This window comes from Novosphingobium sp. 1529 (assembly GCF_040544855.1).
GTDB lineage: Bacteria > Pseudomonadota > Alphaproteobacteria > Sphingomonadales > Sphingomonadaceae > Novosphingobium > Novosphingobium capsulatum.
The window spans coordinates 162,338-189,103 of the sequence record NZ_JBEPKW010000002.1; the positions used below are offsets into that span (position 1 = coordinate 162,338).

The following is a 26,766-nucleotide window of genomic DNA, read 5'->3' on the forward strand; positions in this document are numbered from 1 at the left end:
CATGGATATCCCCCTCGGCCTTACCTTTGACGACGTTCTGTTGCGTCCGGCCGAGTCAGACATTCTGCCTTCGCAGGCCGATACCCGGACCCGCTTGACCAAGGCGATCGCTCTCAACATCCCCGTGCTGTCTTCGGCCATGGACACCGTGACCGAGGCCGACATGGCCATCGTGATGGCCCAGCTTGGCGGGATCGGCGTGTTGCACCGCAACCTGACGATCGAGGAACAGGCCGCCGCCGTGCGCGCAGTGAAGCGCTATGAAAGCGGCATGGTGGTCAACCCGATCACCATTTCGCCTGATGCCACGCTGGGCGACGCCCAGGCGCTGATGAGCGCCAACCGCATCAGCGGCATTCCGGTGGTGGAAGCCGGCGGCCGGCTGGTGGGCATCCTCACCAACCGCGACGTGCGCTTTGCCGCTAATCTGGCGCAGCCGGTGCGCGAGCTGATGACGCACGAAAACCTGGCTACGGTGAAGCTGGGCACCAGCGGCGACGAAGCCCGCCGCCTGCTGCACGCCCGCCGCATCGAAAAGCTGCTGGTGGTGGACGATGCCTATCGCTGCATCGGCCTGATCACGGTGAAGGACATCGAAAAGTCGGTGACCTATCCCAACGCCACCAAGGACAGTGCCGGCCGCCTGCGCGTGGCCGCTGCCACGACCGTGGGGGAAAAGGGCATGGCCCGCACCGCCGCCCTGGTGGAAGCGGAATGCGACGTGGTGATCATCGACACCGCCCATGGCCACAACCGCGACGTGGCCCGTGCCGTGGAAGCGGTGAAGAAGCTGTCGAACGACGTGCAGGTGATTGCCGGCAACGTTGCCACCGCAGAGGCCACGCGCGCGCTGATCGATGCCGGGGCCGATGGCATCAAGGTAGGCATCGGGCCGGGCTCGATCTGCACCACCCGCATCGTTGCCGGCGTGGGCGTGCCGCAGCTGACCGCGATCATGGAATGCGCGGCCGAGGCGGAAAAGTCTGGCGTGCCGGTGATCGGCGATGGCGGCCTGCGGACGTCGGGCGATGCGGCCAAGGCGCTTGCCGCCGGTGCCAGCTCGATCATGATCGGTTCGATGCTGGCCGGCACCGAGGAAGCGCCGGGCGAAACCTTCATCTACCAGGGCCGCGCCTACAAGGCCTATCGCGGCATGGGTTCGGTGGGCGCCATGGCGCGCGGTTCGGCCGATCGCTATTTCCAGCAGGACATCAAGGATTCGATGAAGCTGGTGCCCGAAGGCATCGAAGGCCAGGTGCCCTACAAGGGCCCGGCCAAGGACGTGGTGCACCAGCTGGTCGGCGGCATCAAGGCGGCCATGGGCTATACCGGCAGCGGCACGATCGAGCACCTGCGCAAGAACGCCAAGTTCGTGCGCATCACCAATGCGGGCCTCAAGGAAAGCCACGTCCACGACGTGACGATCACGCGTGAGGCGCCGAACTACCCCACGCGGTGACGCCCGCCGCGCGGGTCCAGGCCGCGATCGACATTCTGGATGGCGTGATCGCGGCCGCGCGCGGGCAGGGGGCTTCGGCCGATCGGCTGGCGGCGGAATGGTTTCGCCAGCGGCGCTTTGTCGGGTCAAAGGATCGCCGCGCCATTCGCGAGCTGGTCTGGGCCGCGATCCGCGCCTGTGGCGAAGTGCCGGTGAGCGGACGGTCTGCCGTGCTGCGCCTGGCGCAGGATGATCCCGATCTGGCCGCACGCTTTGACGGTTCGCCCTATGGCCCGGCGCCGATCTGCGCCGACGAGCCCGTGGCGCTGGCCGGCGCCATGCCGGGCTGGCTGGCCAAGGCGATGGCCGCGTCAGGGCTGGGCGAGGCGGAACAGGCCGCGTTGATGGGCCGTGCGCCCTTGGACCTGCGCGCCAATACCCTGAAAATCGATCGCGATAGCCTGGCGGCGCGGCTGCCGGTCGCGGCCGAGCCGGTGGTGGCGCCGCATGGCCTGCGCCTGCCAATGGGCACGCCCGCGGAAACCTGGCCGGAATTTGCCCAGGGCCTGTTCGAAGTGCAGGACGCTGGCAGCCAGATCGCCTGTGAGGCGCTGGCCGCGCGGCCCGGCGAAAACGTGGTGGACCTGTGCGCTGGCGCCGGGGGCAAGACCCTGGCGCTGGCCGCTGCCATGGCAAACACCGGGCGATTGCTGGCCTGCGATATCGATCGCCCCCGCCTGTCACGTCTGGCGCCACGGGCAGAACGCGCTGGTGCGCTGGTGGAAACGCGGCTGCTGAATCCCGGCAAAGAGACCGAGATGCTGGCCGATTGGCGCGGGCAGGCCGATGCGGTTCTGGTCGATGCGCCGTGTTCGGGCACGGGCACGTGGCGCCGCAATCCTGAGGCGCGCTGGAGGCTGAGCCCGTCGGCGATTGCCCGCTATCAGCAGATGCAGGCCCAGGTTCTCGACGTGGCGGCCGGGCTGGTGCGGCCCGGTGGGCGCCTGGTGTTCATCACCTGCTCGCTGATCGATGCCGAGGGCGCCGATGGGCTGGACGCGTTCCTGGCCAGCCATCCCGATTTCACGTGTGAACAGCTGGCTATGCCGGCCGGGCGGGCGCATCGTGGCGGCTGGCGTTTGTCTCCGTATCATGACGATACGGACGGGTTTTTCTTCGCTCGGCTGGTTCGTCTGTGATAGACCCATCGGCCATGAGGGTGGTCTATCGCCGCGGTGAGCAGTCCCGGCTGAAGGAGTTCTTGATGCGTTACACGCCAGCGGCCCTTGCGCTGTCCCTGCTTGTGGCCGTGACCGGCAGCATGGGCTCGGCCCACACCAGCGAACCTCTCGATCCGCGCGCGCAGGTGCTGTTTCAGGAAGGGCGCACGCTCATGGCCAAGGGCGACATCGACGCCGCGACCGACAGCCTGGAATCGGCGCTGACCATCGATCCGGCCAATGCCAGCATTTTGGTCGCGCTGGGCGATGCCTCGCGCCAGGCCGGGCTTCAGGGCAAGGCGATCCACTATTACCGCGACGTGCTGGACCGCGAGCCCAACAATCTCGCCGCGATTGCGGGCGAGGGTGCGGCGCTTGCCGAAAAGGGCGCCATCGACAAGGCCAAGGCCACGCTCACCCGGCTGGAAGGCCTGTGCGGCAAGGCCTGCCCGGAAACGGCCGTGGTGAGCAAGGCGCTTGCCGCTGGCCCCAAGCCGCAGGTGGCGGCAGCTGAGCCGGTTGCGGCGAAGGACCCGGTTCAGGCGAATTGATTTTGCGGGGGATGCGTTAGGCTTCGCACTACCCCCCGACCCCCTCCTCTGAAGAGGAGGGGGAGCAGAGGCTTAAGCCCCATCCTATTTAGAGGAGGGGGTTTGGGGGTGGTGGAAATGGCGTTAAAAAAATTCAGATCAGCGCGCGGAATTCTTCCACGACCTGGCGATAGACGCGCCGCTTGAACGGCACGATCAGATCGGGCAGCTGCTCGGGATCGACCCACTTCCATTCGCAGAATTCGGCCGGATCGTGGGCGTCGAGCACCACGTCGCTGTCTTGGCCGTTGAAGCGCAGCAGCAGCCATGCCTGGCGCTGGCCGCGATATTGGCCGCGCCACAGCTTGCCCAGCAATTCGGGCGGAAGATCATAGAAATGCTCTTCGCGGCTCTGCGCCAGCACGGTGACGTGCTCGCTCGTCAGGCCGGTTTCCTCGTGCAGTTCGCGCATCGCGGCGGGGACCAGTTCCTCGCCGTCGTCGATGCCGCCCTGTGGCATCTGCCAGGCGTCACCTTCCTTGTTGTCGATACGCTTGCCGACGAAGACGCGGCCTTGGGGATTGACGATCATCAGCCCCACGCAGGGGCGATAGGGAAGAGCGGCAAAGGGGTCCGCACTCATGGATAGGTGGTCCTCGTTCAAACAATAGGGCGCCCGGCATCTAGCACACCGCGCAGCGCCGCCAGAATTGCTTCCAGATCAGCCTGCGCGCTGGGGATGGCCTTGCGCACCTGGATAAAGCCGTGGATCGTTCCCGCGCGTTCGGTGAACACGAGGGGCGATCCGGCGCGTGCCAGGGCCGCGCCATAGACCCGCCCGCTATCGCGAATCGGATCGAGGCCTGCGGTCACTAGCACCGTAGGGGGCATGCGGTCATGCCCGCCGTTGAGCGGAAAGGTGCGTATGCTGTCGGCCGGCGCGGCATAGGCATCGGCAAACCAGCGCATCACCTGCGCATCGAGCAGAAAGCCTTCGGCAAATTCGCGGAAAGAGGCGTGGCCATCCACCGCATCGGTCAGTGGGTAGATCGGCACCTGGGCGATGACCGGGACGGCGGCGGGATCGGCAGCCAGCGCCTGGGTAACCACGATCGCGAGATTGCCGCCGGCCGAATCGCCGATCGGCACCAGGCCGGTGACATCCAGGCCCAGTTCGGCTGGGGATTGCGCGATCCAGCGCGTGGCCGCCTCGGCATCGTCGGTGGCGGCAGGAAACGGATGTTCGGGGGCGAGCCGGTAATCGACCGAGACCAGCGGCAAGTCCATCTGCGCGGCGATCTCGGTGCAGACGTTGTGATGGCTGTCCAACCCGCCAAGCACGAAACCGCCGCCGTGATAGAACACCAGCACTGGCCCCGGGGCGCGGGCTTCGCGGCTGTCATACAGGCGCAAGGCAATTTGGCCGGCTGGCCCCGGGCACCGTAGGTCGCGGATCACGGGCAGATTGCGCGGCGGCAGGTCGGCCAGTTGCTGCATAGCAACATAGGCGGCGCGGGCCTGGTCCACCGGCATCTGGTGCATCGCGGGGGCACCGGCGGCAGCAGCCTGGCGCAGGTAATCGAGGAACGCCTGCACATCAGGACGGACAAAGAGCGGTTCGGCCAAGGCCCATTCTCCAGTTGCGGCACCATAGGCGCCCAGCGCGCAGACCTGCACCAAGGGGCAGGCGGCCAACCATGGCCAAGTGGGCCATTACCCTGCACATAGCAAGGCATGACGAGCCCAACAATTGTCTGGCTGCGCCGGGATTTGCGCCTGCATGACCAGGCCGCCTTTATTGCCGCCGCCGCAAGCGGCAGCCCGGTTATCCCAGTCTATGTGCTGGATGACGAGACCCCCAAGCATCGCCGTATGGGCGCCGCATCGCGCTGGTGGCTGCATCACAGCCTGGAACGGCTCGATGCGCAGTTGCAGGCCATGGGATCGCGCCTGATCTTGCGCCGCGGCAAGTGCGATGCCGCGCTGGCCGCCATTCGCCGCGAGACCGGCGCGCGCGTGGTTCATGCACTGCACCATTACGAGCCGTGGTGGCGCTTGGCAGAGCGCGCGGTGGGGAAGGCGCTGGACTTGCGCCTGCATCATGGCAATTTCCTGCTGCCGCCTGGCACGGTGACCACCGGCGCGGGGCAGCCATACAAGATCTATACGCCGTTCTGGCGGGCCAGCCTGCAGCAGTTGCCGCCGCCGCCGCCCCAGCCTGCGCCGGAAACACTGCCTGCGCCCGAATTCTGGCCGGCGAGCGATACGCTGGCCGACTGGCAACTCTTGCCGAAAACCCCGGATTGGGCGGGGGGCATGCGCGACACCTGGACGCCGGGCGAGGCGGGGGCAGCGCAGCGTATCGAGGCATTCATCGGCCGGGCCCGTCGCTATGACGAGCAGCGCAACCTGCCGTCTTGTTCGGGCACCTCGATGCTGTCGCCCCATCTCCATTTCGGGGAAGTGTCTCCCGCCACGGTGTGGCACGCCGTGGCCGATGCCGGCGGTAGCGTGGACGTGTTCCTGAGCGAACTGGGTTGGCGCGACTATGCCCAGAACCTGATCCTGCAATGCCCCGATTACGCCACGCGCAATGGCCGCCCGGCATTCGATGCATTGCCGTGGCGCGACGCACCCGAAGAACTCGCCGCCTGGCAGCAGGGGCGCACCGGTTATCCCATTGTCGACGCCGGCATGCGGCAACTGTGGCACACCGGCTGGATGCACAACCGCGTGCGGATGATCGCCGCCAGTTTCTTGATCAAGCACTTGCTGATCGACTGGCGCGCGGGGGAGCAGTGGTTCTGGGATACGCTGGTCGATGCCGATTACGGCGCGAATGCCACCAATTGGCAGTGGGTGGCAGGTAGCGGCCTGGACGCCAACATGTTCGTGCGGATCATGGCGCCGCTATCGCAATCGGCCAAGTTCGATGCGGCGGCCTATATTCGCGAATGGGTGCCCGAGTTGCGCCATCTCGACGATGCCGACATTCATGATCCACAGCGTCCGCCGCGCGGCTATCCGGCCAAGATCATCGATCATGGTCAGGCGCGGGCGCGGGCTCTGGCCGCGCATGGCGCGATGAAGGCGCAGGCTTGAGACGAGATTGTCGGTAGCGGCGGGGGCGGGCGGCTCAGCGCCCGTCGCCGTCGGCCTCTCCGCCATAGCGCAGCAGCAGCGCGTCATGCTCGCGCTGGGTCAAAAGGTTGGCAAAGGCACAGCCGACCAGGCCGGCATGCCACCACACGACCTCGGCCTCGCGCGGTTCCAGGCCGGGCAGCGTGAGGTAAACCTTGCTGCCCTGGGCCAGCCGCACCGAAGCGAGCGCCGAAAAGCCGGCCAGTGAGAGATCAAGCACCAGGGTTTGCGCTGCGCGGGCCCCGTTGCGGCGCAACTTGGCCGGAATGACCATGCGCGAGCGCGGGGCGCAGCGATCGTCGCTGGCGGCTGCTTCGTAATCCTGCTGCCAATTGATTGTCGGCATTGGCCCTGACCTGCTGAAGCCGTGGTTCCAGGCCGCGCAGCACGCGGCCGTTGTGGAAGCATGAGGAAAGTGCGTTACCAGCAGGTTAACAGGCGCAATGACACCCTAAGATTTCATGCGATTGTGACATGTAACCGCGCGGAAAGCTCAGGCGGGTTCGTCCACCCGCTCGCGGTGCGGGCTGGTGAAATCGGCGCTGGCCAGGGCGACGATGCGCGCAGCCACCGTTTCGGGCGGCTTGACGCTGGCCGGATTTTCGCCGGGATAGGCCTTGGCGCGCATCTTGGTGCGCGTGGCACCCGGATCGACGATGGCCACGCGAATGCCCGAGATCGCGGCCACTTCCTGGGCATAGCTGGCCAGGAGATTGTCGAACGCCGCCTTGGTCGCGCCATAGGCACCCCAATAGGCGCGCGGCGCAGCGCCGACGCTGCTGGTCAGGCCGATCACGCGCGCATCCTGGCTGCCCTTGAGCAGGGGATGGAACGCGCTGATCAGCGAGTGCGTCGCCAGCACGTTGAGCGTGATCGCGCGGCTGAAATCGCGCGGCTCGATCTGCCACACCGGGGTGAGGGCCGGCAGCACGGCGGCGTTGATCACCAGGATATCGAGCGCCACCCAGCGTTCGGAAATCGCCGACGCCAGGCGCGCCACACCATCGGGCTCGGCCAGGTCGACCGGCGCGATCGTGGCATTGCCACCGGCCTGGAAGATTTCGTCTTCCACCTTTTCCAGTTCGGCCGCCGTGCGGGCCACCAGCACCACATGGGCACCAGCGGCTGCCAGCGCCCGAGCCGTGGCGGCACCGATGCCCCGGCTGGCGCCGGTCACGAGGGCGACACGGCCGGCGAGCGGCGTTTGCGCGTTGGCGGCCGACACGATCAGGCCACCTTGGCGGGCTTGGCCTTGAGCTTGACCGGCGAACAGCCCGGCGCGCGATCACCCATATCGGTAAGGCGCGTGGGATAGTCACCGGTGAAGCAGGCGTCGCAATACTGCGGGCAGGTGCTGTTGCGCTGAACCTCGCCCACGGCGCGATAGAGACCGTCGATCGAGACGAAGGCCAGGCTATCGGCCTGGATGAATTCGGCCATGGCGGCAATGTCCATCCGCGCGGCGAGCAGCTTCGAGCGTTCCGGCGTGTCGACGCCATAGAAGCACGAATGTTCGGTCGGCGGGCTGGCGACGCGGAAGTGCACTTCGCGCGCGCCGGCTTCGCGCATCATCTGCACGATCTTGAGGCTGGTGGTGCCACGCACGATCGAATCGTCGATCAGCACGATGCGCTTGCCGGCCACCAGGGCGCGGTTGGCGTTGTGCTTGCGCTTGACGTCGGCATTGCGGGCGCCGTCGGAAGGCTGGATGAAGGTGCGGCCGACATAGTGCGAGCGGATGATGCCAAGCTCGAACGGAATGCCCGATTGCTGGGCATAGCCAAGCGCGGCGGGAACGCCGCTGTCGGGCACGGGAATGACGAGATCGGCATCGGCCGGGTTTTCCAGCGCCAGCTGCGTGCCGATGGCCTTGCGCACTTCATAGACCGAGCGACCACCCAGGATCGAGTCCGGGCGGCTGAAATAGACATGCTCGAAGATGCACGGGCGCTGCGGCGTGTCGCCAAACGGGCGATGCGTCTGGATCGACCCGTCGAGGGCCACCTGGACCAGTTCGCCCGGCTCCACTTCGCGCACCATGTCGGCGCCCACCACGTCGAGTGCGACGCTCTCGCTGGCGAACACCACAGCGTCACCCAGCTTGCCCATCACCAGCGGACGGATGCCGAGTGGATCGCGGCAGGCAATCATGCCTTCGGGCGTCATGCAGATCAGCGAATAGGCGCCTTCGACCAGACGCAGCGCATCGACGAAGCGATCGAGCAGCGTGGGATAGCGGCTGGTGGCAACGAGGTGGATGATCACCTCGGTGTCGGAGGTCGACTGGAAGATAGCGCCCTTTTGCACCAGGTCGCGCTTGAGGAACATCGCGTTGGAGATGTTGCCGTTGTGCGCGATGGCAAAGCCGCCCGCGGCCAGATCGGCAAACAGCGGCTGCACATTGCGCAGGCCCGATCCACCGGTGGTGGAATAGCGGACGTGGCCGGCGGCCATCATGCCCGGCAGTTCGGCGATCGCCTGGCCGCTGGAAAAGTTCTGCGCGACATGGCCGATGCCGCGGCGGGAGTAGAACTCCTGCCCGTCGAAGCTGGTGATGCCCACCGCTTCCTGGCCGCGATGCTGCAGGGCATGAAGGCCCAAAGCTGTCATCGCCGCCGCATCGCGCGCGCCCAGCACGCCGAAAATGCCGCATTCCTCGCGCAGCTTGTCGCCGTCGCGGTCCTCGAAGGGGTTGGTGGTGATCATCTGTCTCGCAAGCGCTCGCGCCAAAGACTCGCACCGGTGCGAAATGCCCCGGCCGAGCAATGGCGCCCATGTGGCGACGTTTGCCGCCAAAGGCAAGGGTGCGCGCAGCCCAGCCATTTGGCGTGGCCCGATTCAGGAGAAATTATCAATTCGCGCCATACAGTTGTTCAAGAGCGGCGATCACGGTGCGGCTGGTTTCCAAAACTTTACCATCGTATTGCGCGCTCAGCGCTGCCCCTTAGGTTGGAATTAACCATTTGGTGGCAGGTATAAGGGCCATGCAAACCGCCGTTCTTCCTCGGCCCCGTCTGGCCATAACCCCGGCAGCATCGCTGCGTGCCGCCCTCGTGACGGCACTCGCCTTTTTCATCAGTGCTTTCCTCGCCATCGAGTACAGCCGGCTGAGCGGCGGCGTGGCGATGGTTTGGGTTTCGAACGCGGTTCTCGCTTCGCGACTCAATGCATTGCCGACGCGGGTATGGCCGGCAACGATTGCCGCAACCGGCATCGCCAGTTGGCTCGTCACCGGTTTGTTCGGGCTTGGTTGGCTGGCCGCGCCCGCGATGATGGTGATCAACCTGTTTGAGGGCGTGGTCGCCGCGGCGATCCTGCGCCGCCTCATGAAAGACCACTGGCCGCAAGACACTGCCGAGTGGATGGCCGGCTACAGCCTGGGGATCGGCTTGTTCGTCCCGGTGATCGGCGCCATGCTGGCTGCAGTGATCGTATGGCTGACACTGGGCCAGCCGATGCGCGCCAGTTTCGTGGATTGGCTGGTGGGCCATTCGCTGGGCCTGTTGATTTTCCTGCCGGCGGGCAGCCTGTTGTGCCTGGCGTGGCAAATGCGCCAGCCGTTGGTGCCCAAGGGCAACGGCCTGCGCGCGCTGTTGCTGATCGGCGTGATGATCGTGCTGACGATCGCGGTGTTTTCGCAGATCGCCCGGCCCCTGCTGCTGTTTCCGCTGTTGCTCGTGCTGTTTGGCGCGGTTTGGGCCAATGCCATTGTCGCCCTGACGCTGCCGATCATTCTGGCAACGGTGGGTGGGTTGATGACCGTGCTGGGCCACGGCCCGATTGCCGACATGCAACTGGCACCCACCGATCTGCATGTCCTGGCCGGGCGGTTGCAGTTCTTCCAGGTCTATCTGGGAATTACCGTGGTGGCCGTGCTGCCGGTGGTGGCCGAGCAGGAACGCCGCCGCCGCCGCATGCTCGATCTGGCGAACAGCGAAGCGCGCTATCGCCTGCTGTCAGACCATGTGAGCGACGTGATCATCCACATGAGCCAGCGCGGTACGATCCGCTATGCTTCTCCCGCGATCACGCAATTGACCGGCCATGTGCCCGAACAACTCCACGGCGTGGATTTCCGCCAGATCGTGACGGAAGAGCACCGTGCCGCCGTGGCCGCTGCCTGGAATGCTGCCTTGGCCAGCCCGGGTGAACCGGTGGCGGTGGAGTTCCTGGGCCTGCCGCTGGGTGGCCCGGCGCGCTGGTTCGAGACCCATTTCCGCGCTGTCACCAACGAAAAAGGCGAGATCGATGGGCTGGTCTGCGTGACGCGCGACATCGCCCAGCGCAAGCGCATCGAGGAAGACCTCTCGCGCGCCGCGCTGACCGATCCGTTGACCGGTATTCCCAACCGCCGTGCCTTCTTCGAAACCGCCGAGCGCGTCGGCGCGCTGGGCGTGCCTTCGGCGCTGGCGGTGGTGGACATTGACTATTTCAAGCAGGTCAACGATCGCTATGGGCATGCCGTGGGCGATCGCGTGCTGCGCGCTTTTGCCGAGGCGGCCGTGGCGGCCGTGCGCTCGACCGATTTCGTGGCCCGCATCGGCGGGGAGGAATTTGCTGTCCTGCTGCCCGATACCGAACTGGTTCACGCCGAAAAGGTGTGCCAGCGCCTGGCCAAGGCGGTGAACGCGCTGGCGGTGGATACGCCGCAAGGCCCGGTCAAGATTACCATCAGCGCAGGCATCGCCGCGCTGGGTAGCCATCCAGATGCCGCGCTGGCGGCGGCAGACAGCGCGCTCTATCGCGCCAAGGCCGAAGGCCGCGCCCGGCTGCGCGTGGCCGCCTGAAAGGGCTTGGCAGCACCAGACGCGGGAACCATTGCGGCACTCCATGATTGGGCAGGGGCGTCTTGCCCTGTCGCGCCCGCCGTCCTAAAGCCGCGGCCGACAAATCCGTCCAGTTCCAGCGCGAAAGTGTGCCGCCTTTGATCCTCTCGCCTTTCGAATGGACCATCGCCAAGCGTTACATGCTACCCGGACGCGGAGAAGCGTTCATTGCCATGGTTGCCGGCATCAGCCTGGCCGCCGTGATGCTGGGCGTGGCTGCGCTGGTGATCGTGATGAGCGTGATGAACGGCTTTCGCGCCGAACTGCTCGACAAGATCGTGGGCCTCAACGGCCACGCCGTGATCCAGGCCTATGGCGGGCGGCTTGAAGATTGGCAGGATATCCTGGCCAAGCTGGAAAAGACGCCCGGCGTCACCCGCGCTTCTCCGCTGATCGAGCAGCCGCTGCTGACCAGCTTCAACGGCCGGGTGGAAGCCATCGTGCTGCGCGGCAACACGCCCAAGGATATCAACCGCCTGTCGGACAAGCTCAAGGCCGGCAATCTTGCCGCCTTGCAGCCGGGCAGCGACAACGTGGCGATCGGGTCGCGCCTGGCTGAAAGCCTGGGTGCGCAGGTGGGTGACACGATCACGATCATCAACCCCGCTGGTCGCTCCACCCCATTTGGCACGGTGCCGCGCCAGGTGGGCTATAAGGTGGCGGCGATCTTTGAAGTCGGCGTCTATGACTACGACAACGCGTTCGTGGTTATGCCCATCCCAGATGCGCAGACCCTTTTGCTCACCGGCGATTCGATCGGCATGATCGAGGTGACCACCACCGATCCCGATACCGTGATGACCACACTGGGCCCGCTCAAGAAGCAGCTGGAAGGCCGGGCCCAGATCGCCGACTGGAAGACGATCAACGCCAGCCTGTTCGAGGCCCTGGCCGTGGAACGCGTGGCGATGTTCGTGGTGTTGTCGATCATCGTTCTGGTCGCGGTGTTCAACATCCTCTCGTCGCTGATCATGCTGGTTCGCGCCAAGACGCGCGATATCGCGATCCTGCGCACGATGGGGGCGTCGCGGCGCAGCCTGCTCAAGATCTTCATGGCCATCGGTTTTGTCATCGGCGCGCTGGGCACGATCATTGGCGTGGCGCTTGGCTTCGTGTTCCTCTATTTCCGCCAGCCGATCGTGCATCTGGTGGAACTGCTCACCGGCCAGAATCTGTGGGACCCTTCGATCCGTTTCCTGACCGAACTGCCCAGCCGCAGCGACCCGGTGGAAATCATCGTGATCGCGCTGATGGCGCTGGTCCTGAGCTTCCTTGCCACCCTCTATCCCGCCTTGAAGGCGGCCAGCACCGATCCGGTGCAGGTGCTTCGTTATGAATGAGACGGCCATGAACCAACCCGTCGTCCGCCTGCGCAACCTGCGCCGCAGTTTCGAGCAGGGAGGCGTGCGCATCGACGTGCTGCGCGGTGTGAACCTCGATATCCGCCCCGGCGAAATCGTCGCGCTGCTCGGGCCATCGGGCTCGGGCAAGTCCACCATGCTGCAGGCCGTTGGCCTGCTCGAAGGCGGCTTTGAAGGCATGATTGAGATTGCCGGAACAGATGCGGCCAAGCTCAACGGCGATGCCCGCACCGTGTTGCGCCGCGATCACCTGGGTTTTGTCTATCAATTCCACCATCTTCTGCCCGATTTCAACGCCACCGAAAACGTCATCCTGCCCCAGCTCGTTTCGGGCAAGGCGGAGCGGGAGGCGCGCGAGCGGGCGACCGAACTGCTCACTGCGCTGGGCCTGGGCCACCGCCTCGACCATCGCCCCAGTCAGCTTTCGGGCGGCGAACAGCAGCGCGTTGCCGTGGCACGCGCGCTGGCCAATCGGCCGGCGCTGGTGCTGGCCGATGAGCCAACCGGCAATCTGGACGAGGCGACCGCCGACCGCGTGCTCGACGAATTTCTCAAGCTGGTGCGCGGCGAGGGCAGCGCGGCGCTGGTCGCTACGCACAACGAACGGCTTGCCGTGCGCATGGACCGGGTCATGCGTCTGAACGAGGGCGTCCTGGTGTAAGCCCAGGTTCACACAGGTATTGCTTTGCTATGGAAACCGGAGGACGCTTTGTGCGTTGCCGGGGAACCCAAGGAGGGTTTTATCAGATGAATACCACAATTCGTGCCGAAGGCCGCGCAGGTGCCCAAGATTTCTGGAACGATCACGCTACGATCGTGACGCGCGATGCCGCGGGCAGCGTGCTGCATGGCTTTGCCGTGCTGCATTCGGGCAGCTTTGCTGAAATGGTCCGCATGATGGGCCGCATGCCCGAAGCCGATCGCAACGACCTCGTCATCGAAAAGTCCGGTGATCGCAGCTATGGCCCGGCCGAAGCGTTGGAACTGTTCAAGCGGGCTGACTTCCCGCTTTAATGCGGTGAACCAAGGCATTGATTTCGGGGGCCAAGCCGTGGCAACACGGCATGGAGACGGGACCGACCCGGAGCGATGCCTGCGGAGCAATGCCATGCATGATTCTGCCATAAGCGAGCCGAAGACCATTGCCGATTTCGACGCGCGCTTGCCCAATGGTGAGCGGGTCAGCTTGGCCGACCGGGTCGGCAAAGTCGTACTGGTGGTGAACACCGCATCGAAATGCGGTTTTACCCCGCAATACGAAGGCCTGGAAACGCTATGGCGCCGTCACCGCGATGCCGGGTTCGAAATCCTGGCGTTTCCCTGCAACCAGTTCGGCGCGCAAGAGCCCGGCTCGGCTGACGAGATCGCCAGCTTTTGCCAGGTGAATTTCGGCCTGAGCTTTCCCCTGATGGCCAAGGTTGACGTCAACGGCGACGAGGCCGAACCCTTGTTCGATTGGCTCAAGGCGCAGGCGCCCGGCGTTTTGGGAACGAAGGCGATCAAATGGAACTTCACCAAGTTCCTGATCGATCGCAACGGCCATGTCGTGCGCCGCTATGCGCCCACCGACAAGCCCGAGGCGATCGAGGCTGACATTGTCGCTTTGCTTTGATGGCGTGCGAACGAATTAAGGATCGGGACCCCGGATCAAGTCCGGGGTGACGTTAATTCTAAACCAGACGTATGTCTCGACACCCCGGACTTGATCTGGGGTCCCGCTGCTCTTCGGCCCTAGGCCGCATGCTGTGATTACTCGCGGGTGAATTGCGCATACCCCTTGCGGCGTTCCAGGCTCCTTCCACAGCCCAGCTTGTTTCGGTTGTAAACAGTTGGAGGTTTTGTACAAAAACCCCAACCGCACAATCGACGCAGGGGGCAATCATGATCAAGCCAATTCACGCCATGCTGGCTGCCACAGCCATGGTGTCATGCCTGGCAGGCGGCGCTGCGCTGGCGCGTGATACGTCCACCGCGCCTTCCGCCACCGCGCCGACCAGCGCCGCCGCAGCGCAGGACGCGCGCCTGGCGGCATTTCTCGACAAGGAATTTACCGCTGAATTGGCGCTGCGGCCCCAGCTTGCCACCCGCCTAGGCCGCAAGGAAGGCATGGACCGGCTGGACGACAACAGCGATGCTGGCATGCTGCGGCGCCTGGAATGGCGGCGGGGCAGTGTTGCCCGGATGAAAGCCGCGTTTTCTCGCGATGCGCTCTCTCCTGAAGGGCGGATCAACTACGATATCTGGGCATTGGAACTCGATCGCGCCGAACTGCAATACCGTTTTCGCCGTTATCAGCCGCCGTTTTATTCCTACCTCTATTCCGTCCACGCCGAACTGCCCAATTTCCTGATCAACACGCATCAGGTGCAGGACGCTTCAGACATGGCCGCCTATATCACGCGGTTGCGCGCGATCCCGGCGGTGCTCGACACCGCGATCGGCCAATCCACCCAATCGGCGGCGATGGGCATCTTGCCGCCGCGGTTTCAGCTGGAGCGCGTGATTTCCGGCAGCAAGGGTCTGATCACCGGCGCGCCGTTCGACAACGGCCCGGCCTCGCCCTTGCTCAACGATGCCGAAACCAAGATCGCCAAACTGCTGGCGGCCAAGGCGATTTCGCCGGTGCAGGCAGCCCAGCTGACCGAGCAGGCTGTCGATGCGGTGCGCGCCTTGCAGCCAGCCTATGAGCGGGTAATCGCCTGGGCGCAGGGCCATCTGGACAAGGCGCGTTCGGGCGTGGTCGGCGTCGGCACGCTGCCGGGCGGGGCAGACTGGTATGCTGCGGCGCTGCGCCTCAACACCACGACCGACCTGACGCCCGAACAAATTCACCAGACCGGCCTTGCCGAAGTGACGCGCATCAATGCCGCTGAAGATGCCCTGGCACGCCAGGCCGGGTTTGCCGATGCTGCTGCGCTGCGGGCCGATATCGTCGCGAAGGACCCGCCGCGCCCGTGGACCGACGACCTGCGCGCCGCGCGCCTGGCCAAGTCCAACGCCATCGTCAATGCCAACCGCGCCCTGCTACCCAAGGTGTTCACCATGCTGCCTGCCTACGGCACCGAAGTGGTGCGCGAGCCGGCGTTCAGCGAGGTGGCCGGTGGCGCTGCCCATGCCGCCTTTGCCAGCGCCGATGGCAAGCGGCCGGGCCGGGTGTGGCTGCACATGCTGGGCGAGAAAGACCCCGACGCCACGCTCTATACCCTGATGTGCCACGAGGGCATTCCCGGCCACCTGATGCAGGGCGATATCCAGGTGCGGCAGACCGGTACGCCGCAGTTCCGCAAGGCCTATACCTATGTCGCGTTCAGCGAGGGCTGGGCGCTCTATGCCGAGCGGCTGTGCAGCGAAATGGGGGCGTTCCCTGACGCCGCCGCCGATCTGGAGCGGCTGGATGCCGAACTGTTCCGCGCCGCGCGCCTGGTGGTGGATACCGGCATCCATGCCAAGGGCTGGTCGGAAGACCAGGCCGTGCAATACCTGATCGACACCGCGCGTCTGCCGGCGCAGCAGGCCCGTTCGGAAGTGCGGCGCTATATCACCGTGCCGGGGCAGGCGACTGGCTACAAGGTGGGCATGCTGCGAATCGTCGCGCTGCGGGAAAAGGCGCAGGCCGCGCTGGGCACCAAGTTCGATCTGCGCGGCTTCAACGATCTGGTGGTGAGCGCCGGTTCGGTGCCGCTGTCGGTGCTGGAAGGACGGGTTGACGCCTGGATTGACGGCCAGCGGGCCAAGGGGTGATCGTTATCTGTTGATGAGGGCGCGCTGCCCCTCAAAATCGGGCGAAGGCCATGCTATCTTGATGACATGGCCTTCGCACCCTTCGTTCCGCTGCGCGTCTTTTCGTCGTACACCATGCTGGACGGGGCGATCGACCCCAAGGCGATTGCCAAGACCGCAGAAAAGCGCGGCTTCCCGGCCATCGCTATTACCGACCGTAATGGCCTTTACGGCAGTGCTGCCTTTGCCAAGGCGTGCAAGGACGGTGGCGTCCAGCCGATCATCGGCACCATGCTGGCCGTTGCCCGGCCCGAACGCGAGGGGGCATCTAGCCCCGGCTTTGGCCCGCAGGCGCCGACGATCGATTGGCTGGCGCTCTACGCCCAGGATTCGCGCGGCTATGACAATATCTGCCATCTGGTCAGCCGAGCCCACCTCGATCGCCCGCTGGAGCATGCACCGCACGTGCTGCTGTCCGATCTGGAAGGCTATACCGACAGCCTGATCTGCCTGACGGCGGCGGGCGAAGGGGCGCTGGTGCGCCTGCTGGCCGGCGAACAGCAGTCTGCGGCCGAAGCCTATTGCACGCGGTTGCAGGCGCTGTTTCCCGATCGCCTCTATATCGAAGTGGCGCGCCGGAACGAGGCCAGCGAGGAAGCTGCCGAAGCGGCGCTGATCGCACTAGCTTATGATCGCGATCTGCCACTGGTGGCGACCAATCCGGCCTGCTTTGCCGATGCGCAGTTCTATGATGCGCATGATGCCATGCTGTGCATTGCCAGTTCCACCCATGTCGACAGCCCGGATCGGCCGCGGTCGTCGGCCCAATGGTGGATCAAGCCGATCGAGGCGATGCAGGAACTGTTCGCCGATCTGCCCGAGGCATTGGCCAACACCCTGGTGGTGGCGCAGCGCACCGCCTGCATTCCGCCCAAGCGCAAGCCGATCCTGCCCAGCCTGGCTGGCGACAAGGAAGGGGAGGCGCTGGCCTGCGCGCGCGACAGCCGCACTGGCCTGGTTGCCCGGCTCAAGCCCTATTACCCGGAACACTGCCACGCCGAATTGGCGCAGGTCCTGTGCCTGGAGCCCGAAGCCGAACCGGACGGCGCAGACTACCCCGAACTTGTCGCGGCGGGCGTGTGGGACGAGGTGCTGGAATACCGCAAGCGGTTGGAGTTCGAGGTTTCGATCATCAACCGCATGGGCTTTGGCGGCTACTTCCTGATCGTGGCCGACTTTATCAAGTGGGCCAAGGATCATGACATTCCGGTGGGGCCGGGCCGTGGTTCGGGCGCCGGCTCGCTGGTTGCCTGGGCGCTGACCATTACCGATCTCGATCCGATCAAGCTGGGCCTGCTGTTCGAACGCTTCCTCAACCCGGAACGCGTATCGATGCCAGACTTCGATATCGACTTCTGCGAAACGCGGCGTGGCGAAGTGATCCGCTATGTCCAGGCCAAATATGGCGCCGATCACGTGGCGCAGATCATCACGTTCGGTAAGCTGAAAGCCCGCGCCGTGCTGCGTGATACCGGGCGCATCCTGCAGATGAGCTATGGCCAGACCGACCGGCTGTGCAAGATGGTGCCCAACCATCCCACCGATCCCTGGACGCTGGAGCGTGCGCTCAACGGCGTGATGGAATTGAAGCGCGAGTATGATCGCGATCCCGAGGTCAAGCGCTTGATCGACCTGGCGCGCCAGTTGGAAGGCCTGCCGCGCAACAGCTCTACCCACGCGGCGGGCGTGGTGATCGGGGACCGGCCGCTGGCGCAACTGGTGCCGCTCTATCGCGATCCGCGGTCAGACATGCCGGTGACCCAGTTCGACATGAAGCATGTCGAGGATGCGGGCCTCGTCAAGTTCGACTTCCTCGGCCTCAAGACCTTGTCGGTGCTGCGCAAGGCGGTGGATCTGCTGGCCAAGCGCAGCATCACCATCGATCTGTCGCTGCTGCCGCTCGATGACGCCGCAGTCTATCGCCTGCTCCAGGTGGGTGACACGGTCGGCGTGTTCCAGCTGGAATCGGAAGGCATGCGGCGCACGCTGGCGGCGGTGAAGCCCACCAATTTCGGTGACATCATCGCGCTCGTCTCGCTCTATCGCCCTGGCCCGATGGACAACATTCCGCTGTTCGGCCGTCGCAAGAACGGGCTGGAAGCAATTGAATATCCGCATGAAAAGCTGTCGGTCATTCTGGCTGAAACCTATGGCATTTTTGTGTACCAGGAACAGGTGATGCAGGCCGCGCAGATCCTGGCGGGCTATTCGCTGGGTGACGCCGACCTGTTGCGCCGCGCCATGGGCAAGAAGATCCAGGCGGAAATGGACCAGCAGCGCCTGCGCTTCGTGGCCGGGTGCAAGGAGGTGTCGCAGATCGAGGCAGGCAAGGCCAACGAACTGTTCGACTTGATCGACAAGTTCGCCGGCTATGGCTTCAACAAGAGCCACGCTGCCGCCTATGCCTTGCTGGCCTATCACACCGCCTGGTTCAAGGCGCATTACCCGCACGAATTTTATGCCGCGTCGATGTGCTTCGACATGCACCAATCGGAAAAGCTCAACATCTTCGTCGACGACATGCGCCGCAACGGCGTGGCGCTGGCCGGGCCTGACATCAACCATTCCGAAGCCGAATTCACCGTGGAGCGGACTGCCGATGGCCACGCCGTGCGCTATGCCCTGGCTGGCCTGCGCAACGTGGGGGAAAAGGCGATGGACGCGATCGTCGCGGAGCGGGAGGCGAGTGGCCCGTTTGCCACGCTCGACGATCTGTTCAAGCGCATCCCGGCCGGCTCGATGAACCGGCGCCAGCTCGAAGCCCTGGCTGCGGCCGGCGCGCTCGATGGGCTGGAGCCGAACCGGGCCAAGATCATTGCCAACGCCGAACTGTTGATGGCCGTGGCTGATGAAGCGGTGCGCAGCCGCACCTCTGGCCAGGGCGGCCTGTTCGGCGGCGACGGGCATGATCAGCCGGCTACGCGGCTGGCGGAAACCAAGCCGTGGAGCCGCGCCGATCAGATGGCGGCCGAGCGCGAGAACTTCGGCTTCTATTTCGCCGCGCACCCGGTGGAGGAATACCGCGCCGTGGCGAGCGCCAATGGCGCGCGCACCTATGGCAGCCTGATGGCGGGTTCTGGCGATGGCGGTGGCGCCGCGCGATCGGCCGCAGTAATGGCGGCGCTGGTGGAAAACGTCCAGAAGCGCAAGACCAAGCGCGGCAAGGACTTTGTCATGGCCGATTTTTCCGACAGCAGCGGGCTGTTTTCGGCCTCGTGCTTTGAAGAAACCCTGGTCGACGATTTCGTCGCCTGGGCGCGCGAAGGCACCTGCGTGCTGCTCAATGTCGAACTCGATCGGCCCAACCCTGACGAGCCGCCACGCGTGACCGTGCGCGGCGCCCGCCCGCTGTCGAGCGTGACCAGCGCGGCGCGCATGCACCTGACGCTGGACGTGACACGCGAGGATGCCTTGCGCGAACTGGCGCTGCTCTTGCCGCGCGAGCCCGATGGCAAGGGCGAAGTGATCGCCCGGCTGCGCACCGCAAGCGGGGCCGAGCCGCGCGTGCGGCTGGGGCGCAATTTCAAGCTCGACAGCGATTTGATCGAACGATTGGTGCCGATCGAAGGGCTGGCCAACATGGCGCTGACGGCCAAGGCTGACCTGCGGCTGGTGAAATAACACGTCAGCCGGGCGACAAGACCCGGCAGTAACGAAAGGGCAGAGCGATGCTGGGCGGAATGCAGGACTGGCCGCTGCGTGTGGGCCGCTTGGTCGATCACGCCGCGCGAGAGCATGGCACGCGGGCAATCGTCAGCCGCTGGGCGGATGGCCGCGAAACCGAAACCACCTGGAGAGAGGTGCGCGACGTGGCGGCGCGGCTCGCGGCCGCGTTGCGCCGTGTCGGGGTGGAGCCGGGCGATCGCGTGGCGACGCTGGCCATGAACCACGCCCACCACCTGGCTGCCTGGTATGGCATTCCCGGCGCCGGGGCAGTGCTGCACACGGTGAACCCGCGCCTATTCGAGGATCAGCTGGAGTTCATCGTCAACCACGCCGAAGACAAGGTCATGCTGTTCGACGCGGTGTTTGCTCCGCTGGTCGAGCGGATGAAACCGCGTTGGCCCAGCGTGGAGCACTACGTCTGTTTTGACAGCGATGGGCCTGCGCCAGCCTTTGCCGATTGGATCGGCGATGACCGTGCCGATTGGGTGGAGGGAGACGAGCGCGAAGCCTGCATGCTGAGCTATACCAGCGGCACCACGGGCAACCCCAAGGGCGTGCTATATTCCCACCGGTCCACCGTGCTGCATGCACTCTCGATGCTGCAAAACCAGGTCTTTGGCCTGGAAAGCCGCAGTGTGATGCTGCCGGTGGTGCCGATGTTCCATGCCGCCTGCTGGGGCGCGCCATGGGCGGCGGCGAGCGTGGGCGCCAAGCTGGTGTTTTCCGCCGTGGCCGAGCCGGCGGTGCTGTGCGATCTGCTGCATCGCCACGCGGTAACCGCCGTGGCGGGTGTGCCCACAGTCTGGCTGGGGCTGACGCAATATGTCGATGCCACGGCCGATGGCGCCTTTCCGCCGGCACTGCGCGATGTGCTGTGTGGCGGATCTGCCCTGCCGCGCACCCTGGTGGAGCGGTTCATGGCGGCGGGGCTGCGCGTCAGCCATGCCTGGGGCATGACCGAAACCTCGCCCATCGGCACGTCTGGCGGTGAGCCGTGGAACTGGGACACGCTCGATTTCCAGGCGCAGGTTTCGCTCAAGACGATGCAGGGGCGGCCGCCGTTCGGCGTGGAGATGCGCTGCGTTGACCTGGGCGATGCCACGCGCGTGCTGCCCCGCGATGGCAAGACAGCAGGCGCGCTGCAGGTTCGTGGGCCGTGGGTGATCCAGCGCTATTTCAAGGCCGAGGCCGATGCCGTGGATGGCGACGGCTGGTTCGACACCGGCGATGTGGCGATTCTCCACCCCGAGGGCACGTTGCAGATCACCGACCGGACCAAGGACGTGATCAAATCCGGCGGCGAATGGATCAGCTCGGTCGATCTGGAAAACATCGCCGTTGGCCATCCGGCCGTGGCCGAAGCCGCCGCGATCGGCATTCCCCATCCGCGCTGGGACGAACGCCCGCTGCTGGTGGTGGTGCTGCGCCCTGGAATGACCGCCACGGCGGATGACCTGCGCGACTATCTGGCCAGCCGGGTTGCCAAATGGTGGCTTCCCGATGCCGTGGTCTTTGTCGAAAGCCTGCCGCACACCGGCACCGGCAAGATTTCCAAGAAGGATCTGCGCGCACAATTCCATGGCTTTTCATGGGATCAAGCGCCATCATCGGCGGCAATCAACGGGAGAGAACCATGATCGTCACGACCACCGAAAACATCGCCGGCCATGAAGTGGTGGAAAGCCTAGGGCAGGTGTTCGGCGTGGTGGTGCGCAGCCGCGGCCTGGCTGGCAACATCGTGGCGGGCCTGCGCACGATCATTGGCGGCGAGATCAAGGAATATTCGGCGCTGGTCGAAGATACGCGGCGCCACGCGATCGATCGGCTGGTGATGAATGCGCGGCTGATGGGTGCCGACGCCGTGGTGATGATGCGTTTCGATTCCGGCTCCATCGGCCAGACCATGAACGAGGTGGTGGCCTATGGCACGGCCGTGAAGCTGGCCAGGCCGTGACCGGCGGGGCGCGCATCGCCGCGCTGGTGACGGCGGGGCTGGTCGGCCTGGGCGGAGTGGCCCTGCATCTGGTGACGGGTCATGGCTGGGGCTTGATCGGCCTTGGCGCGGTCATTGCGCTCGGCACGCTGTTCGAAGGGCGTTACCGCGCGCGGACGCCCGAAGGACAGGTGCAGTGGCAGCGCACCGGCGAGTGCGAAGTGGACGTGGAAACCGGCGCGGTGGTGGAAGTGTGGTACGATCCGCTGACCGGCGCGCGCAAGTATGAGCCGGTCGCGGATTAATTGGGCGCTCAGGTTTCCACCACCCCCAACCCCCTCCTCTGAAGAGGAGGGGGTTGGGGGTGGTGGAAATCATGCGCCGCACCTCTCAAAACAAGTTCATCTGCCCATCCCGCGAAGGCGCGCGGAACTGGCTGCAATCCAGATCGAGCCGCTCTTGCGGGATGCCGGCGCGGCGCAACGCCAGGCGAAAGCGGGTGCGGACGAGATCGGCCCAAACGCCCTTGGGCTTCATCCGGGTATGGAAGCTGGCGTCATAATCCTTGCCGCCACGCATCGATTGCACGGTGTGCATCACCTTGGCGGCGCGGTCGGGAAAATGGGTATCGAGCCATTCGCGGAACAGCGGCGCGACCTCGTGCGGCAGGCGCAGCATGATCCAGCTGGCCGAGCGCACGCCAAGGGCGCCGGCGTCCATCAGGATCTGTTCGAGGAACTGATCGGTAATGGCCGGGATGATCGGCGAGACGCCGACATGCGCGGGAACCCCGGCCTCCACCAAAGTACCGAGCGCCGCCATGCGCTTGGCCGGGCTGGCGGCGCGCGGTTCGAGCAGGCTGGACAGGCGCGGATCGAGGCTGGTGATCGAGATGCCGACCGCCACCAGCCGGCGCGCCGCCAGGGCGCGCAGCAGATCGAGATCATCCAGCACGCGCGCAGACTTGGTGGTAATGGTGACGGGGTGGCCCACGTCCAGGCACAGTTCCAGCACCTGGCGCGTGATGCGATAATCCCGCTCGATCGGCTGATAGGGATCGGTGTTGGTGCCCATGGCCAGCGGCCTTGGGCTATATCCGCGCTTGGCAAAGGCCTGGCGCAGAAGCACCGCCGCCTGCGGTTTGGCAAACAGCTTCGTCTCGAAATCCAGGCCCGGCGAGAGATCGTGATAGGCGTGGGTTGGCCGGGCGTAGCAATAGATGCAGCCATGCTCGCAGCCGCGATAGGCATTGACGCTGCGGTCAAACGGAATGTCGGGAGAGGCGTTGAAGGTGAGGACCGACTTGGGAAATTCCTCGGTCACTGTCGTGCGCAGGGGCGGGGCGGCGCCGTCGATATCGGGCGCCATGTCGCGCCAGTCGCCATCGGCCTCGCGCTGGGCAAGGCCAAAGCGCGTGGGCACCGCGCCGGATTGCGCACCCCTGCCTTTGATCGGTTGCATGCATGAGAACATAGCATGAACATGCGGGCAGGGGAAGGCTGATCCTCCCCGGCACGGGGAGGGGGACCGCCGCGAAGCGGTGGTGGAGGGGTGTTTGCCCCTCACACGGCGCGTCTGGTTGGCAATCCCCTCCACCACGCTTCGCGCGGTCCCCCTCCCCGGGCCGGGGAGGAGCTTACTTTTCGAGCAGCCTTGGCATCAGTTCGACGAAGTTGCAGGGGCGATTGCGGCTGTCGAGCTGTTCGGCGAGGATGCCGTCCCAGCCATCCTTCACCGCGCCGTTCGAGCCGGGCAGGGCAAAGATATAGGTGCCGCGCGCCACCACGGCGCAGGCGCGGGACTGGATCGTGCTGGTGCCGATGGTCTTGTAGCTGAGCCAGCGGAACAGCTCACCAAAGCCGGGAATGTCGCGGGTCTTTACCCGGTCGAGCGCCTCTGGCGTCACGTCGCGGCCGGTCAGGCCGGTGCCGCCGGTGATCACCACGGCATCGACCTTGGGATCGTCGATCCAGTTGTTGAGCCGCGTGGCGATGACGCCAGCATCGTCCTTGTCGATGCCGCGCGCCACCAGGGCGTGTCCGGCATCGCGAATGCGCTGGGCAAGGATGTCGCCCGAGGTGTCCTCATCCGGTCCGCGCGTGTCGGACACGGTGAGCAGGGCGATGTTGATCGGCTTGAAAGTGCGCGTCGTGTCTATGGCCATGGCGGCGTGATGCGCTCAATTCCCGCCCATCGCAACCCGGACATTGTCTGCGCCGGCCAGGCCCGGGAACTTGGGCCACAAGCCCTGGACCAGGCCGATCCGGCTATCCGACGGGCCACCGGCCTGACGTTCATACATCCAGTAGTTGCGCATCACGGCCGAAACATAGCCGCGCGTTTCCCAATAGGGGATCGATTCCATCCACAGCAGCGGATCACCCTGGTCCTTCACCTGGGTGTTCCAGCGCGCCACCGGCATCGGGCCGGCGTTGTAGGCGGCGATCACCTTGGGCAGCAGCCCGCCGGTGGCGCCATTGTCGCGCAGCCGCGTGAGGTAGGTCTGGCCAAACGCCAGGTTCACGCCGGGCAGATCGAGCTGGGTGTCGCGGCCCTGCATGACCGGATCGGCCCGCGCCATGTCGCGGGCGGTGCCAGGCAGCACCTGCATCAGGCCCTTGGCGCCGGCCGGGCTGGTTACCGCCGTGCGGAAGTTCGATTCCTGCAGCGAGTGGGCAAAGAGCAGCGCGGGATCGACTTTCCAGCCATTGGCCGGGACCCACTTGGGCGCGGGGAAGCGTGCCGCTTCATCAGCGCGCGCGCCAGCCGGGGCGTTATAGGCCATCCACAGCTGGGTGGATGGCAGGCCCAGGTCGCGCGCCAGGCGCGAAAGCGGGGCATACTGGCTGGGCGCACCGATCCGCGCCTGATAGCGCAGCACATCGTCGGCCAGACCATCCTCACCGATTTCAGCAAGCTGGACGGCGAGGCGCACATTGTTGACATCGCGGAGCGATTGCCAATCGGTAGCGGAGAAATCGGGCGCTGCGGGCGGCGTCGCGCTGCGCAGGCCCAGCGCCTCTGCGGCCATCATGCCATAGAGCGTGTCGCTGTTGCGGGCAGCAGCGCGCAGCATGCCAGACACCTTTTCCGGCTGGCGGCAGCGCACCATGGCGCGGCTGGCCCAGTAATAGCCGGCCGAAACCAGTTCCGGGTTGCTGCCCTGCGTCGCTGCCTGCTGGAACGCATCGGCCGCGGCCATGCAATCGTCCATGCGCCAGGCAGCGAGCCCGGCGGTCCACAGCGCCTCGGCCACCCATGGGCCAGAGCCGCCCTGCGTGGCGGACAGCGCGACGAGCCGGGCGTTGGCATCGTCGTTTTCGATGTAGAAGCTCCAGCCGACCTTCTGGCGCCATTCGGCGCGGGCGTCGGAGGAAAGGTTGGCGTCGATCCCATCGAGCAGCACGCGCGCGCCGGTGGGGTCATCAGCCTTGATCCGCTCTTGAATGGCCTGGGCCACGCTATCGGGCATCGTGCCATCGGCAATGCTGCGCGGGCGGGTGCGGCGCGGCGTGCTGGGCAGCGTGGCGAACGATTGCGCGCTGGGCGTGATCGGCAGCGAGATGGCCCCGCGCTTGAGCGCCAGGCGGCCGAGCTGGTCGGTCCACGGCAGATCGGGCGCGCGGGCGATCAGATCGGTGAGCGAGGCGAGATCCGCCTTGGGCGAGGTGGCGGCCAGATAATACTGCGCACGGGCCACGGCCTGAAGCGGGCCATCGCTGCGCTGGGCCAGCATGGTCTGGACATTGGTCCAGTCCTGCCGCTCGATCGCGGCGAACAGCTGGGTGTAATAGGTGCGGTCGTCCTGGCTGAGCAGGGTTGGCACCGCGGTGCGGTCTGCCCGGCTGCGGAAGTACTCCACGGCCGCGCTGTTGGCGTGTGCAGGCGCGGCCAGGCCGGCGATGCAGGCAAGGGCTGCAGCCGGCAGGCAAGCGCGGTGAAAGCGCCGGATCATCACGTCAGGTCTGTTCCCGTCCAGTCAAGCAAGCGGTTCCACAAGGCCGCCTTGTGCGCCGGGCGAGCCACGAGCGCCGCAAGATCGTATGCGAAAACCGCAGGTACGCATCCACCGTCATGGTTAAACTCTCGTAAATCGGCAGCATTATTCGGCAAGCTGTGGCCAAGAAGCGTTGAAATGCCGCTGCGGCCCAGGATCAGCACGCGTTGCGGCGCGGCAAGGGCGGCGTGATGGGCGAGGAGTGCGCCCAGGCCTTCTGCCCGCAACTGGCCCCAATCGGGCATCGGCACATGCACCGGCAGGGCGGCGGCGCAATAGACCTGTTCGCGCGCCAGGCCCAAAGCGGCCAGCATCCCGTCCACCACCTTGCTGCCTCGACCGCTGAGCAGGCCTGCCTCGTCATCCGCCTCGGGCATGGGCAACAGGATCATCAGCGGCGCGCCGGCGGGGCCGGTGGGGGCGATGCGGCGCGCTGGCGGGAAGGGCAGGCTCGGCGTTTCCAGCCACCAGGCGTGGAAATCATCAAGGGTTTGCGGCCAATCCCGCGACAGGCCGCCCATCGCCGGCGGCGGTGGTGGCGGGGCAAAGCTGGCGGCGCCATTTCCGGCCTTGGCATTGGCCTTGGCCGCAGCCTTGCGGTCGCTTTCCAGCCAGGATTGCGGCGTATCGCTCAACATTCCATCGAGCCCGGCATCCTCCCACCAGGCAAAGGCAGCGTCGACCAGGGCAGACAGGGAATGGCCGGCGGCCGTGCCGGCAGGGGGCTGGCTCATGCCGCAACCTGTGGCGCGATGCCTTTTTGTCTCATGAGGCGGCTTGTCATGCACACCCTATTGACCTTGGGCGCCCCAGCTTTCAAGGCTGCGCTGCATAATCGCGTGGTTAACAGCCCTCAGCAGGAACGGGCGATGGA

23 protein-coding genes are annotated in these 26,766 nt (G+C 65.7%); 14 read left to right on the top strand and 9 right to left on the bottom strand.

Annotated elements, in window-relative coordinates:
* The first annotated feature begins 1 nt into the window (after window position 1).
* The 3 genes from guaB (at window position 2) to ABIC78_RS06090 (ending at window position 3,209) form a co-directional block, all read left to right on the top strand.
* The gene (gene guaB / locus ABIC78_RS06080) at window positions 2-1,459 is read left to right on the top strand and encodes an IMP dehydrogenase (protein WP_028657618.1); all 1,458 of its coding nucleotides are present in this window, start codon (window positions 2-4) and stop codon (window positions 1,457-1,459) included.
* A complete protein-coding gene (locus ABIC78_RS06085) occupies window positions 1,456-2,637 on the top strand; it encodes an RsmB/NOP family class I SAM-dependent RNA methyltransferase (protein ID WP_354488312.1) in 1,182 nt (393 codons plus the stop codon). The genes guaB and ABIC78_RS06085 overlap by 4 nt, the downstream gene beginning before the upstream one ends.
* A gap of 65 nt (window positions 2,638-2,702) precedes the next feature.
* Complete coding sequence (locus ABIC78_RS06090; RefSeq protein ID WP_179562977.1) at window positions 2,703-3,209, top strand: hypothetical protein; 507 nt, start codon at window positions 2,703-2,705, stop codon at window positions 3,207-3,209.
* Window positions 3,210-3,342: 133 nt separating this feature from the next.
* On the opposite strand, the gene ABIC78_RS06095 is transcribed toward ABIC78_RS06090, so the two are convergent.
* Both ABIC78_RS06095 and ABIC78_RS06100 read right to left on the bottom strand, forming a co-directional pair.
* Entirely contained in the window at window positions 3,343-3,831 is a 489-nt protein-coding gene (locus tag ABIC78_RS06095; protein WP_022675269.1) for an RNA pyrophosphohydrolase, read from the bottom strand.
* Window positions 3,832-3,848: 17 nt separating this feature from the next.
* Window positions 3,849-4,814 carry an alpha/beta hydrolase gene (locus tag ABIC78_RS06100; RefSeq protein WP_354488313.1) on the bottom strand — a complete coding sequence of 322 codons (966 nt, stop codon included), beginning with the start codon at window positions 4,812-4,814 and terminating at the stop codon, window positions 3,849-3,851.
* Window positions 4,815-4,922: 108 nt separating this feature from the next.
* Here ABIC78_RS06100 and ABIC78_RS06105 point away from each other — a divergent pair, with 108 nt between their 5' ends.
* Window positions 4,923-6,290 (top strand): cryptochrome/photolyase family protein, encoded by a 1,368-nt coding sequence (locus ABIC78_RS06105; RefSeq protein ID WP_354488314.1) that lies wholly within the window; start codon window positions 4,923-4,925, stop codon window positions 6,288-6,290.
* Window positions 6,291-6,324: 34 nt separating this feature from the next.
* On the opposite strand, the gene ABIC78_RS06110 is transcribed toward ABIC78_RS06105, so the two are convergent.
* The 3 genes from ABIC78_RS06110 to purF all read right to left on the bottom strand — a co-directional run bounded on the left by ABIC78_RS06110 (window position 6,325) and on the right by purF (window position 9,035).
* Window positions 6,325-6,675, bottom strand: a complete 351-nt coding sequence (locus ABIC78_RS06110; RefSeq protein ID WP_022675272.1) for a PilZ domain-containing protein — start codon at window positions 6,673-6,675, stop codon at window positions 6,325-6,327.
* A 147-nt stretch (window positions 6,676-6,822) separates the two neighbouring features.
* Window positions 6,823-7,554 carry an SDR family NAD(P)-dependent oxidoreductase gene (locus ABIC78_RS06115; protein WP_107716038.1) on the bottom strand — a complete coding sequence of 244 codons (732 nt, stop codon included), beginning with the start codon at window positions 7,552-7,554 and terminating at the stop codon, window positions 6,823-6,825.
* A gap of 2 nt (window positions 7,555-7,556) precedes the next feature.
* Complete coding sequence (gene purF / locus ABIC78_RS06120) at window positions 7,557-9,035, bottom strand: amidophosphoribosyltransferase (RefSeq protein ID WP_354488316.1); 1,479 nt, start codon at window positions 9,033-9,035, stop codon at window positions 7,557-7,559.
* 278 nt (window positions 9,036-9,313) lie between these two features.
* On the opposite strand from purF, the gene ABIC78_RS06125 reads away from it, so the two are divergent.
* The 10 genes from ABIC78_RS06125 (at window position 9,314) to ABIC78_RS06170 (ending at window position 22,200) form a co-directional block, all read left to right on the top strand.
* On the top strand, window positions 9,314-11,116 hold the full coding sequence (locus tag ABIC78_RS06125) for a GGDEF domain-containing protein (protein ID WP_354488318.1): 1,803 nt from the start codon (window positions 9,314-9,316) through the stop codon (window positions 11,114-11,116).
* Window positions 11,117-11,253: 137 nt separating this feature from the next.
* Entirely contained in the window at window positions 11,254-12,495 is a 1,242-nt protein-coding gene (locus ABIC78_RS06130) for a lipoprotein-releasing ABC transporter permease subunit (RefSeq protein ID WP_354488320.1), read from the top strand.
* 7 nt (window positions 12,496-12,502) lie between these two features.
* Window positions 12,503-13,177: an ABC transporter ATP-binding protein gene (locus ABIC78_RS06135; RefSeq protein WP_022675277.1), complete on the top strand. Its 675-nt coding sequence runs from the start codon at window positions 12,503-12,505 to the stop codon at window positions 13,175-13,177.
* A gap of 86 nt (window positions 13,178-13,263) precedes the next feature.
* Complete coding sequence (locus ABIC78_RS06140; protein ID WP_022675278.1) at window positions 13,264-13,530, top strand: hypothetical protein; 267 nt, start codon at window positions 13,264-13,266, stop codon at window positions 13,528-13,530.
* Between the two features lie 94 nt (window positions 13,531-13,624).
* On the top strand, window positions 13,625-14,128 hold the full coding sequence (locus ABIC78_RS06145) for a glutathione peroxidase (RefSeq protein ID WP_199223694.1): 504 nt from the start codon (window positions 13,625-13,627) through the stop codon (window positions 14,126-14,128).
* Window positions 14,129-14,397: 269 nt separating this feature from the next.
* A complete protein-coding gene (locus ABIC78_RS06150; RefSeq protein ID WP_354488323.1) occupies window positions 14,398-16,257 on the top strand; it encodes a DUF885 domain-containing protein in 1,860 nt (619 codons plus the stop codon).
* A gap of 66 nt (window positions 16,258-16,323) precedes the next feature.
* Window positions 16,324-19,917: a DNA polymerase III subunit alpha gene (gene dnaE / locus ABIC78_RS06155; RefSeq protein WP_354488325.1), complete on the top strand. Its 3,594-nt coding sequence runs from the start codon at window positions 16,324-16,326 to the stop codon at window positions 19,915-19,917.
* A gap of 47 nt (window positions 19,918-19,964) precedes the next feature.
* Window positions 19,965-21,599: a long-chain fatty acid--CoA ligase gene (locus tag ABIC78_RS06160; RefSeq protein WP_354488327.1), complete on the top strand. Its 1,635-nt coding sequence runs from the start codon at window positions 19,965-19,967 to the stop codon at window positions 21,597-21,599.
* Complete coding sequence (locus tag ABIC78_RS06165; protein WP_022675283.1) at window positions 21,596-21,916, top strand: YbjQ family protein; 321 nt, start codon at window positions 21,596-21,598, stop codon at window positions 21,914-21,916. The genes ABIC78_RS06160 and ABIC78_RS06165 overlap by 4 nt, the downstream gene beginning before the upstream one ends.
* On the top strand, window positions 21,913-22,200 hold the full coding sequence (locus ABIC78_RS06170; protein ID WP_354488330.1) for a hypothetical protein: 288 nt from the start codon (window positions 21,913-21,915) through the stop codon (window positions 22,198-22,200). The genes ABIC78_RS06165 and ABIC78_RS06170 overlap by 4 nt, the downstream gene beginning before the upstream one ends.
* 85 nt (window positions 22,201-22,285) lie before the next feature.
* Here the strand turns inward: ABIC78_RS06170 and ABIC78_RS06175 are convergent, their stop codons facing one another.
* The 4 genes from ABIC78_RS06175 to ABIC78_RS06190 all read right to left on the bottom strand — a co-directional run bounded on the left by ABIC78_RS06175 (window position 22,286) and on the right by ABIC78_RS06190 (window position 26,626).
* A complete protein-coding gene (locus tag ABIC78_RS06175; RefSeq protein WP_107716044.1) occupies window positions 22,286-23,356 on the bottom strand; it encodes a PA0069 family radical SAM protein in 1,071 nt (356 codons plus the stop codon).
* A 175-nt stretch (window positions 23,357-23,531) separates the two neighbouring features.
* Entirely contained in the window at window positions 23,532-24,059 is a 528-nt protein-coding gene (gene moaB, locus ABIC78_RS06180) for a molybdenum cofactor biosynthesis protein B (RefSeq protein ID WP_022675286.1), read from the bottom strand.
* 15 nt (window positions 24,060-24,074) lie between these two features.
* Window positions 24,075-25,850: a lytic transglycosylase domain-containing protein gene (locus ABIC78_RS06185; protein ID WP_054131071.1), complete on the bottom strand. Its 1,776-nt coding sequence runs from the start codon at window positions 25,848-25,850 to the stop codon at window positions 24,075-24,077.
* Entirely contained in the window at window positions 25,850-26,626 is a 777-nt protein-coding gene (locus tag ABIC78_RS06190) for a hypothetical protein (protein ID WP_354488333.1), read from the bottom strand. The genes ABIC78_RS06185 and ABIC78_RS06190 overlap by 1 nt, the downstream gene beginning before the upstream one ends.
* Between the last annotated feature and the right edge of the window lie 140 nt (window positions 26,627-26,766).